Raw genomic sequence first — 13755 nt, 5'->3', positions numbered from 1 at the left:
GTTACCCCGGTGGGACGGGAACAACTCTGGCACGTCCGCCCCTGGCCAGAACCCTCGCCAAAGACTCCACGACCTCGGGGTGGTAGTCCCGCCCCGTGCCCAGCCTGAGCTGCTCCAGGGCGGCCAGTGAGCCGCCCGGGTGACGGGCCGCCCCCAGCAGGTCGTCGTACGCGTTGACGGCGCGCACGATCCGCGCGGCGACGGGCTGGCGCCGGTACGGGTCCGCCTGGAGTTCCACCACGACCGCGACCTCGGCCGGCACCCCGGTCCGGCGGGCCACCTCCCCGCCGAGCTCCGCGATCCGGCGGGCCTCGGCGGCGGGCAGCTCGGCCGTGGCCCCCTCCGGGACGGGGTCGACGAGGGAGAGCTGCCCGATGTCGTGCATCAGGGCCGCGTACTCCAGCACCGTGAGCTCCCGCTCGGACAGCCCCAGCTCCCGGCCGACGGCGCGGCTCAGGGCCGCGACCCGGCGGGAGTGGCCGGGCCGGGTGTAGCCGGCGATCTCGGTGGCCCGGGCGAGCGAGGTGATGGTCTGGCGGTAGGTGGTGCGGATCGCGGTGATCCGGTGGAAGGACATCTGGGTCAGCAGCAGCGGCACGCAGAACACGGGCAGGGCCCACAGCCCGGCCACCGCGACGCCGAGCGCCATGACCACGCCGGTGGCGCAGATCGCGGAGCCGATGCCGGGCCGGGCGCGCAGCTCCTCGCGCAGCAGCGGGCCGTACGGCCACCCGGTCCCGGACGCGGCGAGGGCGGCGGCGAGCACGGCGTCGCACAGGGCGGTCAAGCCCAGCAGGCCGACCAGGAAGCCGACGAGGTACGGGCCCTGCCCGGTCCAGTCCTCGAGCCGGCCCGAGTTGTACAGCGGCTGGAAACAGGCGGCGGCGAAGGCGACGGTCAGTACCCGGCGGGCCACGTGGTCGAGGGCGGGGCCGCGGCCCCGGGCGATGTGCGGGACGGTCCCGGCGAGGGCGGCGGCGACCACGACGGCCACGACCTGGAGCGCCCCGTGCCGGGTGGGATGCCCGGCGGCCTGGCCGAGCAGGGCGTACGCGAATGCCGCGGCGGAGCCGAGCGGCGCGGGCCCCCGGTCCCCGGCGGCGAACGGACCGACGGCGTCGCGGTGGTCGCCGCGGTGGAGTCCGTCGCGGTGTCCTGCGCCGCTGCGGCGGCCGTCCCCGCGAGGGACGCCGGCCCGGTGCTCGTCGCCCCGGTCCCGGCGGGCGAGCTCCCCGAGCGTGACGAGGGCGCCGAAGGCGAGGGCGATGCCCGGCTCGGCGATCCCGTGCCACAGCGTGTGCCCCAGCCCGGCGAGGGTCAGCGCCCCGGCGGCCCCCCGCACCGCCCACACGGCCCACGCCCTCATCCCCCGCCCCCGCGCTCCCGGGGCCGGCTGCCGACCAGCCCGGACGGCTTCACGGCCGGGGCGGCGTCCGGGGTGATGGTGGTGGCCGGGGGCGCCGCCGGGGCTGCGACGGCCGGAGCGGCCGGGATCACCTGGAGGTTCTCGTCGGAGGTGACGACCGGGTGCCAGCCGTGCCGGCCGACGGCGTCCACCAGGGCGTTCACCATCGCCGGGTCGAACTGCGCCCCCGCGCACCGTTCCAGCTCGGCCAGGGCGGCCGGCACCGGCCGCGCCCGGCTGTACGAGCGGGTCGAGGTCATCGCGTCGAACGCGTCGGCCACCGCCACCACCCGGGCCAGTTCAGGGATCTGCGCACCGGACAGCCCGTAGGGATAGCCCGAGCCGTCGACCCGCTCGTGGTGGTGCAGGATCGCGGACCGGGCCTCCCCGAGGAAGCCGATGCCCCGCACCATCTCGTGCCCGTACTCGGGGTGCAGTTCGATGACCCGCCGCTCCTCGGGGGTCAGCGGCCCGTCCTTGCGCAGCAGCCGGGTCGGTACGCCGAGTTTCCCGACGTCGTGCAGGATCCCGGCGATCCGGACGACCTCCAGCCGCTCCCCGGCCATCCCCAGCTCGCGGGCGATCATCGCGGAGGCCTGGCCGACCCGCTCGCTGTGCCCGCGCGTATAGCGGTCCTTGATGTCCACGGCCTGGACCAGCGCCCGGATCGTGGCCCGGTGCGCGGCGCGCTCGCGGTGGTACTGGGCGAACACCCAGCAGGAGACGTACATCGGCAGCAGCACCAGCAGCGCCGCCGGGAGCCCGTACGGGCTGCGCCACATGACGGCCATCATCAGCCCGGCCAGGCCGTGGACGCAGTGCGGGACCAGGGACCTGACCGGTATCGGCGGCCCCCGCCGGACGGTCGCGGCGGGCCGGCGTTCGACGGCGGCCAGGATCGCCCCGTCCAGCGCGGTCAGCACCAGGCAGAACGCGACGGCGGCGGCCGCCGCCGGGAGCAGCGCGTACGGGAAGTCCGCGACCCACCCGGCCGTACCGGGGGGCCCGGCGGTGCTGCCGGGGCCCGCGCCCAGCGCGGCCGGGCCGTTCAGCAGCCCGAACACCTGGCCCGCGGTCCAGGCGGCGACCGCCTGCTGCGCCGCGTGCCACACCCGGCGCACCCGCACGGGCCGCTCGGCCACCGCCGCCGCGTACCCGCCGGGCAGCGCCACGAGCGCGGCGGCGGCCGGCGGCAGCAGGAACACGGCGGCCAGCAGCACGGGGAAGAAGGAGCCGATGCCCTCGGGCACCCGCCGCCCGAGCGACGGGCAGACCTTCACCAGTTCGCACCCGGCGTAGAGGACCGCGAGCACGGCCACGGCCGGCCACGGCGTACCGGGGCGCGCGAAGGCGGGAGCGGCGCACGCGAGCGCGGCGAGGACGGCGAACAGGACACAGCCGCGCGCCGCCGGCGCAATTCCCCGCATGGCGCTCTCCTCCCCGCGATCGAAGCGGCACCGACTGGGGAGAATAAGGCGGGGCCCGCGCCCGGCGGGCCACAACTTCGCACTGGGCCATGCGGACGCCCCCGGATTAGCACCTTCGGGTGAACGAAGTGCCCTTCCGGGGGCGTGTGTTCGACAACTGCGGGCGAACGCGGCTAACCGGTCGCCGGACTCGCGGGCGGCCCGGCCGCGACATCGGTGATGTCACCTTCGGGCACGGCTTGTCCCGAGCGGATCAGCTCGATCCGGCCCATCACCTTGGAACGCAGGTCGGTCGGCACGTCGTCCGACCCGCAGCAGCGCTTCACCAGCTTCTTCACGGCCTTTTCGAGGCCGTACTTCTCCAGGCAGGGATTGCACTCGCCGAAGTGTGTCTCGAACTTCGTGCAGTCGCTGTCCGGCATCTCGTGGTCGAGGAACTCATAAAGGTGGTCCAGGACCTCAGAGCACTCCGTCTCGTGCGGCTCTCCGCAGCTCATGAGCCCGAGCCTTTCAGGTCGTTCGACTCTCCCGCGCCGGCGGGGACCAGCCCGCGCTCACGGGCATAGTCCTCCAGCATTCCGCGGAGTTGACGGCGGCCACGGTGCAGTCGCGACATGACCGTACCGATGGGTGTACCCATGATGTCCGCGATCTCCTTGTACGCAAAGCCCTCTACGTCGGCAAGATAGACCGCGATGCGGAACTCCTCCGGGATGGCTTGCAGCGCTTCTTTCACATCCGAATCGGGCAGGTGGTCGAGCGCCTGCGATTCGGCGGAACGCAAACCGGTCGACATGTGCGACTCGGCCCGCGCGAGCTGCCAGTCCTCGATCTCCTCGGCCGCGCTGCGCTGGGGTTCGCGCTGCTTCTTGCGGTAGGAGTTGATGAACGTGTTGGTCAGAATGCGGTAGAGCCACGCCTTCAGGTTGGTGCCCTCGCGGAACTGGTGGAAGGACGCGTATGCCTTCGCGTACGTCTCCTGGACCAGGTCCTCGGCGTCGGCCGGATTGCGCGTCATGCGCAGCGCGGCCGAGTACATCTGGTCGAGGTAGCCGAGGGCGTCCCGCTCGAAGCGCGCGTTGCGCTCCGGGGTCGTCTCCTCCGCGTGGCCTTCGTCGGTCCCAGCGACAGGACCCACCTCCTCCGACTGCGTGGCGGGGCCGAAAGCGGACCCGCTCGAATCGGAGAATAGTCGACCATCCCGGGCTTCCGCCGCCCGAAGCCGACCGCGCTTGGGCGCGGGGAGCACCGTCCAGTCCAGGTCAGCGGCCTGCGGACGGTTCTGGCTGATGACCTGGGGCATGCGCTCCCTCTCCTCCGACGAATTCCCTGTGCGTTCCGACATGTGGGTCAACAGCCCGACCGGGCGGCGCATTCCCAGGCGCGGCACGGGTTTGCGGCCCGTTTCCGGGCCGTCCGGCGGATTCCGCGGCGACGGTGACGCGGATCACCCCGGGATATGTCAGGTCGCCCTCGAAGACGCGCTCAGAGCGGGAGTCCCGCGAGCCATTCGGCGACGTTCTCCGTGATCACCGCGAGGGCCTCGTCCTGCGTGAGGTCCGCCTTCTTCGGCACCGCGAAGCCGTGGTCGCCGTACGGGACCTCCACGAGCCGGTACGGATCCCCGCCGGCCGGCGGCGGGAACTCCTCGGGGCGCCCGAACGGGTCCCGGCCGCCCTGCACCACCAGCGTGGGCCGCCCGGCGCCCAGCAGCTCCCCGGCCCGGGACTTCTCCGGCCGGCCCGGCGGGTGCAGCGGGAAGGACAGCGCCAGCACGGCGGCCGCGTCCAGATCGGCGGCGGTCCGGCACGCCACCCGGGCCCCGGCGCTGCGCCCGCCGGCCACCACCGGCAGCCCGGGTCGCGCCAGCGCCGGCCACAGCCCGCGCCAGCCCTCGTCGAGCACCTTGGGCGCGGCGGCGACCTTCTTGCCGGCCACCCGCCAGGGCTGCTCGACCAGGGCCACCGTGACGCCGCGGGCGGGCAGCGCGGCCGCCAGCGCCCGCAGGTCCCGCGCCTCGATGCCGCCGCCGGCCCCGTGGCTGACGGCGAGCACCAGCCGGGCCGGGCCGCCGGCCGCCGGGTGCCAGGTGACGCGGGCCTCGCCCGCCGGGGTGTCGACACTCTCGGTACGCGTGGTCATGCGCCGATCATGCCGGGTCAGAACAGGGTCGCCTCCTCCGGCGCGGCCAGCTCCGTCAGCAGCTCGGGCCCGTTGTTGCGGACGTTGCTCACGGCGGTGGACACCGGGTAGGCCCGCATCAGCCCGCCCGGCGGCGGTGCCAGCAGGTCCTGGAGCTCGTCGGGGTCGTTCCGGGCCGGGTCCAGCCAGGGATCCCACTTGTCCGGGGTGAGCATCACCGGCATCCGGGGGTGGATGGCCGAGAGGGAGCCCGGCCCGTCGGCGGGGGCCACCGCCAGCGGCTCGGTCTCCGCCTCGGTGGTGATCACCGAGCAGGTGACCCACCAGGCCGTCGGGTGCTCGTCGGGCAGGGTCCGGTCGCGCCAGAACTCGTATATCCCGGCCATCGCGAAGACGGTGCCGTCGGCGGGGAGCACGAAGTAGGGCTGCTTGCGGGCCCGTTTCTTCTTGCCCTCGACCTCCAGCTGCCGTTCGTCGTGGGCGGTGACCCACTCGTAGTAGCCGTCGGCGGGGATGATGCAGCGGCGCTGCGCGAACGGGCGGCGGAAGGACGGCTTCTCGGCGAGGGTCTCGGACCGGGCGTTGATCATCCGGGCGGCGCCCTCGGGGCTCTTGGCCCAGGACGGGACGAGTCCCCACCTCAGCACGCGCAGCTGACGAACCGGACGCGGGTCCGCGGCGTCTTTCACGGGACGGTCGAGAACGACGTGGACCTCCTTGGTCGGCGCCACGTTCCAGTCGGGGGCCAGCGTCTCCTCGGGCTCCCACTTCTCGACGCCGAAGAGCTTCACCAGATCCTCGGGTCCACGACTCGCTGCATACCGTCCGCACATGGCTGCCACACTGCCACGGCACCCGTCCACCACCGCAAGGAGTCCGCCACTCTATGGACAGCACCACGCCCGCCGGCCTGTGGGACCGGCTCACGGGCATACAGACCCCGCCCGAACTGTGGCTGGTGATCGTGACGGGCCTGGTCGCGTTGACCGCCGTGGGCCCCCGCCCGCTGTGGCGGCTGTCCCGCAACGCCGTGACCATCGCGCACGAGGGCGGGCACGGGCTGCTCGCTCTGCTGACCGGCCGGAGCCTGGACGGGATACGGCTGCACTCGGACACCAGCGGCGTCACCGTCAGCCGCGGCAAGCCGACCGGCCTCGGCATGATCCTGACCGCCGCCGCCGGATACACGGCGCCCTCGCTGCTGGGCCTCGGCGGGGCCGCGCTGCTGTCGGCGCACCGGATCACCCTGCTGCTGTGGGCGGCGACCGCGCTGCTGGTGGCGATGCTGGTGATGATCCGCAACGCGTACGGGGCGCTGACGGTCGTCCTCACCGGCGCGGCGTTCGTGCTGGTGTCCTGGCTGGCCCCGGCCGAGGTCCAGGCGGCTTTCGCGTACGCCGTGGTGTGGTTCCTGCTGCTGGGCGGGGTCCGGCCGGTCTTCGAACTTCAGGCCAAACGCCGGCACGGCGGAGCACCCGACTCCGACGCGGACCAGCTGGGCCGCCTCACCCATGTGCACCCGCTGGTCTGGCTGTTCCTCTTCCACGCCGTCGCGCTGTGCTCCCTGATCGGCGGCGGGCGCTGGCTTCTCGGCCTCTGAGACGGGCCGGTGATCAAGATCCGAGGTCACGGGGAGCCACTAAAGTGGGGGCCATGACCGAGACCCCCGCGCTCCACGCCCTCTGGCCCGCCCCGCTCGCGGACGGGGCCGTCCACGCCACCGTCACCGTGCCGGGGTCCAAATCGGTCACCAACCGCGCGCTGGTCCTGGCCGCCCTGGCCGCCGAGCCGGGCTGGGTGCGCCGCCCGCTGCGCTCCCGCGACTCCCAGCTGATGTCGGACGCGCTGCGCGCGCTGGGCGTCGGCATCGAGGAGACCGTCTCCTCCAGCTCCGGCGGCAACGGCGACAGCGGCGAGGCCTGGCGGATCATCCCCGCCGCCCTGCACGGCCCGGCCACCGTCGACGTCGGCAACGCGGGCACGGTCATGCGCTTCCTGCCGCCCGTCGCCACCCTCGCCGCGGGCGACATCCGCTTCGACGGCGACCCGCGGTCCTACGAGCGCCCGCTCGGCCAGGTCATCACCGCGCTGCGCGCCCTCGGCGCCCGGATCGACGACGACGGCCGGGGCGCGCTGCCGCTGACCGTCCAGGGCGGCGGGGCCCTGGAGGGCGGCACGGTCGAGATCGACGCCAGCAACTCCTCGCAGTTCGTCTCCGCGCTGCTGCTCTCCGCCCCGCGCTTCAACCAGGGCGTCGAGGTCCGGCACGTGGGCACCACCCTGCCCTCGATGCCGCACATCCGGATGACGGTGGAGATGCTGCGCGCGGCGGGCGCCCAGGTGGACACCCCCGAGGCCGGCGGCGAGAAGGACGTCTGGCGGGTCGCGCCCGGCGCGCTGCTCGGCCGCGACATGGTCGTGGAGCCGGACCTGTCCAACGCCCAGCCCTTCATGGCGGCCGCCCTGATCACCGGCGGCACGGTCACCATCCCGGACTGGCCGCGCCGCACCACGCAGCCCGGCGACGCGCTGCGCCGGATCTTCACGGAGATGGGCGGCTCCTGCGAGCTGACCGACGCGGGCCTGGTCTTCACCGGCACCGGCAAGATCCACGGCATCGACGTGGACCTCGGCGAGGTCGGCGAGCTGACCCCGGGCATCGCGGCGGTCGCCGCACTGGCGGACTCCGAGTCGGTGCTGCGCGGCGTCGCCCACCTGCGGCTGCACGAGACGGACCGGCTGGCGGCCCTCACCCGCGAGATCAACGCGCTCGGCGGCGACGTCACCGAGACCGCCGACGGCCTGCGCATCCGCCCGCGCCCGCTGCGCGGCGGCACCTTCCACACGTACGACGACCACCGCATGGCCACCGCCGGCGCGGTGATCGGACTGGCCGTGGAGGGCGTGGAGATCGAGAACGTGGCGACGACCGCGAAGACGCTGCCGGACTTCCCGAAGATGTGGACAGACATGCTGGGCCGAACTTCGCGGGTTGCGGGAGCGTAGGGCCCCGTCATGCGCAGGTACGGCAAGCACACCGACGAGGACGACATCCGCCAGCGGCCCAACCCCAAGGGCAACCGGCCGCGGACCAGCATCCGCCCCAAACACGAGGACGCCGCCGAGGGCTTCGTCCTCACCGTGGACCGCGGCCGGCTGACCTGCCTGGTCGAGGACCGCACGGTGCACGCCATGAAGGCCCGCGAACTGGGCCGCAAGGCGGCGGTGGTCGGCGACCGGGTCTGGATCGTCGGCGACCTGTCCGGCAAGAAGGACACCCTCGCCCGGATCGTGCGGATCGAGGAGCGCAAGTCCGTCCTGCGGCGCACCGCCGACGACGACGACCCGTACGAGCGCGTGGTCGTCGCCAACGCCGACCAACTGGCCATCGTCACGGCGCTGGCCGATCCGGAGCCCCGGCCCCGCATGATCGACCGCTGTCTGGTGGCCGCGTACGACGCCGGGCTGGAGCCGCTGCTGGTGCTCACCAAGTCCGACCTCACGTCCGCCGACAAGATCCTGGAGATCTACTCGACGCTGGGCGTGAACTACGTCGTCACCAACCGCGAGGAGTTGGCGACCGGCGACGCGGCCGACCGGGTGCGCGAGCGCCTCAACGGCCGGATCACCGCGTTCGTCGGCCACTCCGGCGTCGGCAAGACGACGCTGGTCAACTCGCTCGTCGCCGAGGGCCGCCAGCGCGCCACCGGCCACGTCAACGCGGTGACCGGCCGCGGCCGGCACACCACCACCTCCGCGCTCGCGCTGCCGCTGCCCTCGGGCGAGGGCTGGGTCATCGACACCCCGGGCGTGCGCTCCTTCGGCCTGCACCACGTGGATCCGTCCCGGGTGATCCTGGCCTTCCCGGACCTGGTGCCGGGTACGGAGGAGTGCCCGCGCGCGTGCAGCCACGACGAGCCGGACTGCGCGCTCGACAAGTGGGTGGAGGACGGCCACGCGGACCCGGCGCGGCTGTATTCGCTGCGCCGGCTGCTGGAGACGCGGGAGCGGCGCGAGGGCGACTGATCGCCGCGCGGTCCTGTCGGGGTCCTGTCGCGGTGCTTGCCGTGTTTGCCGCGGGTGGTGTCTGGTAAATGCATAATCGCACCAAGTGACGCGTAGTCACGTGACGCGGGGAGGCATTCGCCATGGCGTGGCTGCTCGTCATTGTCGCCGGATTCCTGGAGACGGGCTTCGCGGTCTGCCTCAAGCTGTCCCACGGTTTCACCCGCCTGTGGCCGACGGTGGCCTTCGCCTGCTTCGCGCTCGGCAGCTTCGGCCTGCTCACGCTGGCGCTGAAGAAGCTGGACGTGGGTCCCGCGTACGCGGTGTGGACGGGCATCGGCGCGGCCGGGACCGCGATCTACGGGATGGTCTTCCTCGGGGACCTGGTGTCCACCCTGAAACTCGTCTCGATCTCGCTGGTGATCCTGGGCGTCATCGGCCTCCAGCTGTCCGGTTCGGCCCACTGAGCAGCCGCACCAGTTCGCCGATGCCGGGCTCCTCGCCGGGGACGAGGACGTAGGAGAGCGCGAGGCGCAGCGCGAGCTCGCCCTGGCGCGCCCCGTCCCCGTCGCCGCCGTCCGGGGTGAGCGCGACCGCGGCCCGGTCGCGGACCGCCCGGGTCAGGTCCCCGGGTCCGAGCGCCGGGATCCCGGGCCGGGAGGGCTCCCCGGGCGGCACGGGCAGGTTCCCGTCCCAGAACCCGGTCAGCAGGGCCCGTACGAGGGGATGCGCGCGGGCCGCCTGTACGGTCCACTCCGCCACGGCCGCGAGGCGCTCGCCCTGCTCCGCCGGCGCGCCGAGGGCACGGTCCACCCCGGACAGGTACCGGTCGGCCTCGCGCCGGACCAGGGCGCGGCCCAGGCCCGCCTTGCCGCCGAACTCGTTGTAGAGGGTCTGCCGGGACACCCCGGCGGCCGCCGCCACGTCGACCATCCGCACGGCCGGCCAGGGGCGCGCCGAGAGCGCCGCTCCCGCCGCCTCCAACAAGGACTCCCGCGCTGCCGGCATCCGCGCCTCCCCTGGCTCCGCCCGGCTCCTCTCGGTTCCCCCGCCAGAGTTGACGGGCCGACAGATCCTGTCAAGGGCGCGTGCCCGGCCGCACTGTGGACGCCTTTCGCGGGGGTGCGGCCGTCCCGATACTGTTCGGGCATGCCCGAGTATGACGATGACCTGCGCCTCGCCCTCGAACTCGCCGACGCGGCGGACGCCGCCACGATGCAGCGGTTCCGCGCCCTTGACCTGAAGGTCGAGACCAAGCCGGACATGACGCCGGTGAGCGAGGCGGACAAGGCCGCCGAGGAGATCATCCGGGCCGGGATCCTGGCCGCGCGGCCCGAGGACGCGATCCTGGGAGAGGAGTACGGCCTGGAGGGCTCCGGCCCGCGCCGCTGGGTCGTGGACCCGATCGACGGTACGAAGAACTACGTGCGCGGGGTCCCCGTCTGGGCGACCCTGATCTCCCTGATGGCCGAGAGCGCGGACGGGGCCTTCCGCCCCGTGGTCGGCGTGGTCTCGGCGCCGGCGCTCGGCCGTCGCTGGTGGGCGGCGCAGGGCGGGGGCGCGTTCGCGGGCGGTGCGCTGGGCGGTGAGCCCGTACGCCTCGGCGTCTCGCAGGTGGGCACCATGGGCGACGCCTCCTTCGCCTACTCCTCGCTGACCGGCTGGGAGGAGCAGGGCCGGCTCCCCGGGTTCCTGGAACTGACCCGCGCGTGCTGGCGTACGCGGGGGTACGGCGACTTCTGGCCGTACATGATGGTCGCCGAGGGCTCGCTCGACCTGTGCGCCGAGCCGGAGCTGAACCTGTGGGACATGGCGGCCATCGCGGTCGTGGTCCAGGAGGCCGGCGGCCGTTTCACCAGCCTGGACGGGGCCGACGGGGTGGACGGCGGCAACGCGGCGGCGTCGAACGGGCTGCTGCACGAGGAGATGCTGGGGTACCTGCGCCCGCGCGCCTGACGCGCGGCCCGTGTGCCCCGCTCCCACGCGCGTGCTGAGCGCGCCCTCTTGATGACCCTCCGTACTCGTGGGAATCTGAGGATCCGCCCGCTTGTGCGCTTGTGAAGCCCTTCTCTAAGTGCGGGGCCTCGTCCCTCCGCGCACCCACCCAAGCGGGCGGTACACCCAGGAGGTGGCTCTCTTCATGCTCGTCCGTGACGCCATGAGCACCGTGATCCTCACCCTCGGACCCGCGCACACCCTCCGTCAGGCGGCCTGCCTGATGTCCGGCCGGCGCGTCGGCGCGGCCGTCGTCCTCGACCCCGAACACAGCGGCATCGGCATCCTGACCGAGCGCGACATCCTCAACTCGATCGGCGCGGGCCACGATCCCGACCGGGAGTCCGTCGGCGCCCACACCACCAACAACGTCGTGTTCTGCACCCCCGAGGCAACGCTCCAGGAAGCCGCCGAGGCGATGGCGCACGGCGGCTTCCGGCACCTGATCGTGCTGGAGAACGGCGGCCCGGTCGGCATCGTGTCCGTGCGCGACATCATCCGCTGCTGGGTACCCGCCCGGCGCAGCCGCGTGGCCGCGTAGCCACCGCAGCTCCGCGCGGGCCCCGTGGCCCGCACAGCCGAAGGGCCGGCCCTGGCAGGACCGGCCCTTCGGCTCTCGGCGAGCGGGCGGCGGCTGCGCCGCCGGGTGGTCAGCCGCGGAGGGCCTGGACCGCGGCCTCCAGACGCTTGCCGAAGTCTCCGTCGGCCTGGCGGAAGTTGTTGATCGCCCGCTCGGCCAGGTCGTCACGCGAGACCTTGGCGATGAAGCCGGAGAGGTTCTCGACCAGACGGGACTTCTCGTCCTCCGACATCAGGCGGTAGAGGTTGCCCGCCTGGACGAAGTCGTTGTCCTCGGCGTGCACCGGCGCGGCGTGGTTGCCCGTGCCGCCGGTGACCGCGGTGGACTGCCACAGCGGGCGGTCCGTCTGGAACGGGCCGCCGAAGCTGTTCGGCTCGTAGTTCTTCGCACCCTTGTGGCGGCCGTCGTAGAGGAAGCCGTCACGGGAGTTGGTGCGCGCCTCGGTGGCGTGCGGGCGGTTCACCGGCAGGTGGTCGGCGTTGATGCCGACGCGGTAGCGGTGGGCGTCGCCGTACGCGAAGAGACGGCCCTGGAGCATCTTGTCGGGGGACGGACCGATGCCGGGGACGAAGTGCGCCGGGGAGAAGATCGACTGCTCGACCTCGGCGAAGACGTTCTCCGGGTTGCGGTTGAGCTCCAGCTTGCCGATCTCGATCGGCGGGTAGTCCTCGTGCGGCCACACCTTGGTGAGGTCGAACGGGTTGAAGCGGTACTCGGCCGCCTCGGCCGCCGGCATGATCTGGACCTGCACGGTCCAGGTCGGGAACTCGCCGCGCTCGATGGACTCGCGCAGGTCGCGCTGGTGGGAGTCCGGGTCCTCGCCGGCGAGCTTGTTGGCCTCGGCCTGGGTGAGGTTCTTGATGCCCTGGTCGGTCTTGAAGTGGTACTTGACCCAGAAGACCTCGCCGGCCTCGTTGTTCCACTGGAACGTGTGCGAGCCGTAGCCGTTCATGTGGCGGTAGGACGCCGGTATGCCGCGGTCACCGAACAGCCAGGTCACCTGGTGGGTGGACTCGGGGCTCAGGCCCCAGAAGTCCCACACGTTGTCGGCTTCCTGCGAGCCCGTGTACGGGTCGCGCTTCTGGGTGTGGATGAAGTCCGGGAACTTGATGGCGTCCTTGATGAAGAACACCGGGGTGTTGTTGCCGACGAGGTCGTAGTTGCCCTCTTCGGTGTAGAACTTCAGCGCCCAGCCGCGGGGGTCGCGCACCGCGTCGGCCGCGCCGAGGTTGCCGGCGACGGTGGAGAAGCGCAGGAAGGTCTCGGTCTCCTTGCCGACCTCGGACAGGAACTTCGCCCGGGTCCACTGCGAGACGTCGCGGGTCAGCGTGAACGTGCCGTACGCGCCGGCGCCGCGGGCGTGCACCACGCGCTCCGGGATGCGCTCACGGTTGAAGTGGGCGAGCTTCTCCAGGAGGAGCTGGTCCTGAACGAGAACGGGGCCGCCGAGGCCGGCGGTCTCGCTGTTCTGGTTGTCAGCGACCGGAGCCCCGGCCTCCGTGGTGAGCGGTCCCTGCGTCACGTGCGCCTCCTGCGTCATTCCTGCTGCACCTGTCCTTGGCGTTTGCCGTACTCGATCCTACGATGGACTTTGTCTAAGTCAAGTAAGGATCCAACTCCACACCGGTTCGGCTTCTACACCGGATCGCCTCGCTGTTAGGCTGGCGTACATGAGTGACCTGCTGGAACGACTTCGCGGACGCGGATGGCGCATGACCGCACAGCGGCGCGTCGTGGCCGAGGTGCTCGACGGTGACCACGTGCACCTGACGGCCGACGAGGTGCACGCGCGCGCCGTGGCCAAGCTGCCGGAGATCTCCCGGGCGACGGTCTACAACACGCTCGGCGAGCTCGTGACCCTCGGCGAGGTCCTGGAGGTGTCCACGGACCGGCGCGCCAAGCGGTACGACCCGAACGCCCACCGCCCCCACCAGCACCTGGTCTGCGCCCAGTGCGGCGCGATCCGCGACGTCCACCCGGCGGGCAACCCGCTGGCCGACCTCCCCGACTCGGAGCGCTTCGGCTTCACGGTGTCGGGCGTCGAGGTGACGTACCGCGGCCTCTGCCCGAACTGCGCGGGGGCGTAGCGCCCGGTCGGCGAGAACGCGAAAGAGGGGCCCGGGAGCGATGCTCCCGGGCCCCTCCTCTTCGCACACTTGGCAGTGGGAAACGACTCAGGGCCCGGATCCATTGGATCCGGG

General features: G+C 72.9%; 15 protein-coding genes. 7 read left to right on the top strand and 8 right to left on the bottom strand.

Annotation, left to right across the window (positions count from 1 at the left end):
- Position 1: 1 nt before the first annotated feature.
- From OG982_RS20205 to OG982_RS20180, 6 genes are all read right to left on the bottom strand, one after another.
- On the bottom strand, positions 2–1366 hold the full coding sequence (locus OG982_RS20205; protein ID WP_266784745.1) for an HD-GYP domain-containing protein: 1365 nt from the start codon (positions 1364–1366) through the stop codon (positions 2–4).
- On the bottom strand, positions 1363–2832 hold the full coding sequence (locus OG982_RS20200) for an HD-GYP domain-containing protein (protein WP_266784747.1): 1470 nt from the start codon (positions 2830–2832) through the stop codon (positions 1363–1365). The genes OG982_RS20205 and OG982_RS20200 overlap by 4 nt, the downstream gene beginning before the upstream one ends.
- Before the next feature lie 173 nt (positions 2833–3005).
- Positions 3006–3329 (bottom strand): mycothiol system anti-sigma-R factor, encoded by a 324-nt coding sequence (gene rsrA, locus OG982_RS20195; RefSeq protein ID WP_266784749.1) that lies wholly within the window; start codon positions 3327–3329, stop codon positions 3006–3008.
- Positions 3326–4135 (bottom strand): sigma-70 family RNA polymerase sigma factor, encoded by an 810-nt coding sequence (locus tag OG982_RS20190; protein WP_266784751.1) that lies wholly within the window; start codon positions 4133–4135, stop codon positions 3326–3328. The genes rsrA and OG982_RS20190 overlap by 4 nt, the downstream gene beginning before the upstream one ends.
- Positions 4136–4317: 182 nt before the next feature.
- Positions 4318–4974, bottom strand: coding sequence for an alpha/beta family hydrolase (locus OG982_RS20185; RefSeq protein ID WP_266784753.1), 657 nt, complete (start codon positions 4972–4974; stop codon positions 4318–4320).
- Positions 4975–4991: 17 nt separating this feature from the next.
- The gene (locus OG982_RS20180) at positions 4992–5807 is read right to left on the bottom strand and encodes an SOS response-associated peptidase (RefSeq protein WP_266784755.1); all 816 of its coding nucleotides are present in this window, start codon (positions 5805–5807) and stop codon (positions 4992–4994) included.
- Between the two features lie 53 nt (positions 5808–5860).
- On the opposite strand from OG982_RS20180, the gene OG982_RS20175 reads away from it, so the two are divergent.
- From OG982_RS20175 to OG982_RS20160, 4 genes are all read left to right on the top strand, one after another.
- Positions 5861–6574 (top strand): M50 family metallopeptidase, encoded by a 714-nt coding sequence (locus tag OG982_RS20175; RefSeq protein WP_266784757.1) that lies wholly within the window; start codon positions 5861–5863, stop codon positions 6572–6574.
- Positions 6575–6627: 53 nt separating this feature from the next.
- Entirely contained in the window at positions 6628–7980 is a 1353-nt protein-coding gene (gene aroA / locus OG982_RS20170) for a 3-phosphoshikimate 1-carboxyvinyltransferase (RefSeq protein WP_266784759.1), read from the top strand.
- 9 nt (positions 7981–7989) lie between these two features.
- Positions 7990–9000 (top strand): ribosome small subunit-dependent GTPase A, encoded by a 1011-nt coding sequence (gene rsgA, locus OG982_RS20165; protein ID WP_266784761.1) that lies wholly within the window; start codon positions 7990–7992, stop codon positions 8998–9000.
- A gap of 122 nt (positions 9001–9122) precedes the next feature.
- A complete protein-coding gene (locus tag OG982_RS20160) occupies positions 9123–9446 on the top strand; it encodes a multidrug efflux SMR transporter (RefSeq protein ID WP_266784763.1) in 324 nt (107 codons plus the stop codon).
- Here OG982_RS20160 and OG982_RS20155 read toward each other — a convergent pair.
- Positions 9412–9987 (bottom strand): TetR/AcrR family transcriptional regulator, encoded by a 576-nt coding sequence (locus tag OG982_RS20155; RefSeq protein ID WP_266784765.1) that lies wholly within the window; start codon positions 9985–9987, stop codon positions 9412–9414. The genes OG982_RS20160 and OG982_RS20155 overlap by 35 nt on opposite strands.
- 141 nt (positions 9988–10128) lie before the next feature.
- Between OG982_RS20155 and hisN the strand changes: the two genes are divergently transcribed.
- Positions 10129–10935, top strand: a complete 807-nt coding sequence (gene hisN, locus OG982_RS20150; protein WP_266784767.1) for a histidinol-phosphatase — start codon at positions 10129–10131, stop codon at positions 10933–10935.
- 184 nt (positions 10936–11119) lie between these two features.
- Complete coding sequence (locus OG982_RS20145; protein ID WP_266791827.1) at positions 11120–11515, top strand: cyclic nucleotide-binding/CBS domain-containing protein; 396 nt, start codon at positions 11120–11122, stop codon at positions 11513–11515.
- Between the two features lie 109 nt (positions 11516–11624).
- On the opposite strand, the gene OG982_RS20140 is transcribed toward OG982_RS20145, so the two are convergent.
- Positions 11625–13094 (bottom strand): catalase, encoded by a 1470-nt coding sequence (locus tag OG982_RS20140; protein ID WP_323139269.1) that lies wholly within the window; start codon positions 13092–13094, stop codon positions 11625–11627.
- 130 nt (positions 13095–13224) lie between these two features.
- Between OG982_RS20140 and OG982_RS20135 the strand changes: the two genes are divergently transcribed.
- Positions 13225–13641, top strand: coding sequence for a Fur family transcriptional regulator (locus tag OG982_RS20135; protein WP_266784771.1), 417 nt, complete (start codon positions 13225–13227; stop codon positions 13639–13641).
- Positions 13642–13755 lie beyond the last annotated feature (114 nt).

It is taken from the genome of Streptomyces sp. NBC_01551 (assembly GCF_026339935.1).
GTDB lineage: Bacteria > Actinomycetota > Actinomycetes > Streptomycetales > Streptomycetaceae > Streptomyces.
Note: the sequence above shows the minus strand (reverse complement) of the source record. Positions and strands in the feature narration are given on the sequence as shown.

Excerpts from the sequence above, each read along its gene's own strand:
- OG982_RS20190 (WP_266784751.1), bottom strand. The coding sequence starts at position 4,135 with ATGCCCCAGGTCATCAGCCAGAACCGTCCGCAGGCCGCTGACCTGGAC.
- hisN (WP_266784767.1), top strand. The coding sequence starts at position 10,129 with ATGCCCGAGTATGACGATGACCTGCGCCTCGCCCTCGAACTCGCCGAC.
- OG982_RS20205 (WP_266784745.1), bottom strand. The coding sequence starts at position 1,366 with ATGAGGGCGTGGGCCGTGTGGGCGGTGCGGGGGGCCGCCGGGGCGCTG.
- OG982_RS20200 (WP_266784747.1), bottom strand. The coding sequence starts at position 2,832 with ATGCGGGGAATTGCGCCGGCGGCGCGCGGCTGTGTCCTGTTCGCCGTC.
- aroA (WP_266784759.1), top strand. The coding sequence starts at position 6,628 with ATGACCGAGACCCCCGCGCTCCACGCCCTCTGGCCCGCCCCGCTCGCG.
- rsrA (WP_266784749.1), bottom strand. The coding sequence starts at position 3,329 with ATGAGCTGCGGAGAGCCGCACGAGACGGAGTGCTCTGAGGTCCTGGAC.
- OG982_RS20185 (WP_266784753.1), bottom strand. The coding sequence starts at position 4,974 with ATGACCACGCGTACCGAGAGTGTCGACACCCCGGCGGGCGAGGCCCGC.
- OG982_RS20180 (WP_266784755.1), bottom strand. The coding sequence starts at position 5,807 with ATGTGCGGACGGTATGCAGCGAGTCGTGGACCCGAGGATCTGGTGAAG.
- rsgA (WP_266784761.1), top strand. The coding sequence starts at position 7,990 with ATGCGCAGGTACGGCAAGCACACCGACGAGGACGACATCCGCCAGCGG.
- OG982_RS20135 (WP_266784771.1), top strand. The coding sequence starts at position 13,225 with ATGAGTGACCTGCTGGAACGACTTCGCGGACGCGGATGGCGCATGACC.
- OG982_RS20155 (WP_266784765.1), bottom strand. The coding sequence starts at position 9,987 with ATGCCGGCAGCGCGGGAGTCCTTGTTGGAGGCGGCGGGAGCGGCGCTC.
- OG982_RS20175 (WP_266784757.1), top strand. The coding sequence starts at position 5,861 with ATGGACAGCACCACGCCCGCCGGCCTGTGGGACCGGCTCACGGGCATA.
- OG982_RS20140 (WP_323139269.1), bottom strand. The coding sequence starts at position 13,094 with ATGACGCAGGAGGCGCACGTGACGCAGGGACCGCTCACCACGGAGGCC.
- OG982_RS20160 (WP_266784763.1), top strand. The coding sequence starts at position 9,123 with ATGGCGTGGCTGCTCGTCATTGTCGCCGGATTCCTGGAGACGGGCTTC.
- OG982_RS20145 (WP_266791827.1), top strand. The coding sequence starts at position 11,120 with ATGCTCGTCCGTGACGCCATGAGCACCGTGATCCTCACCCTCGGACCC.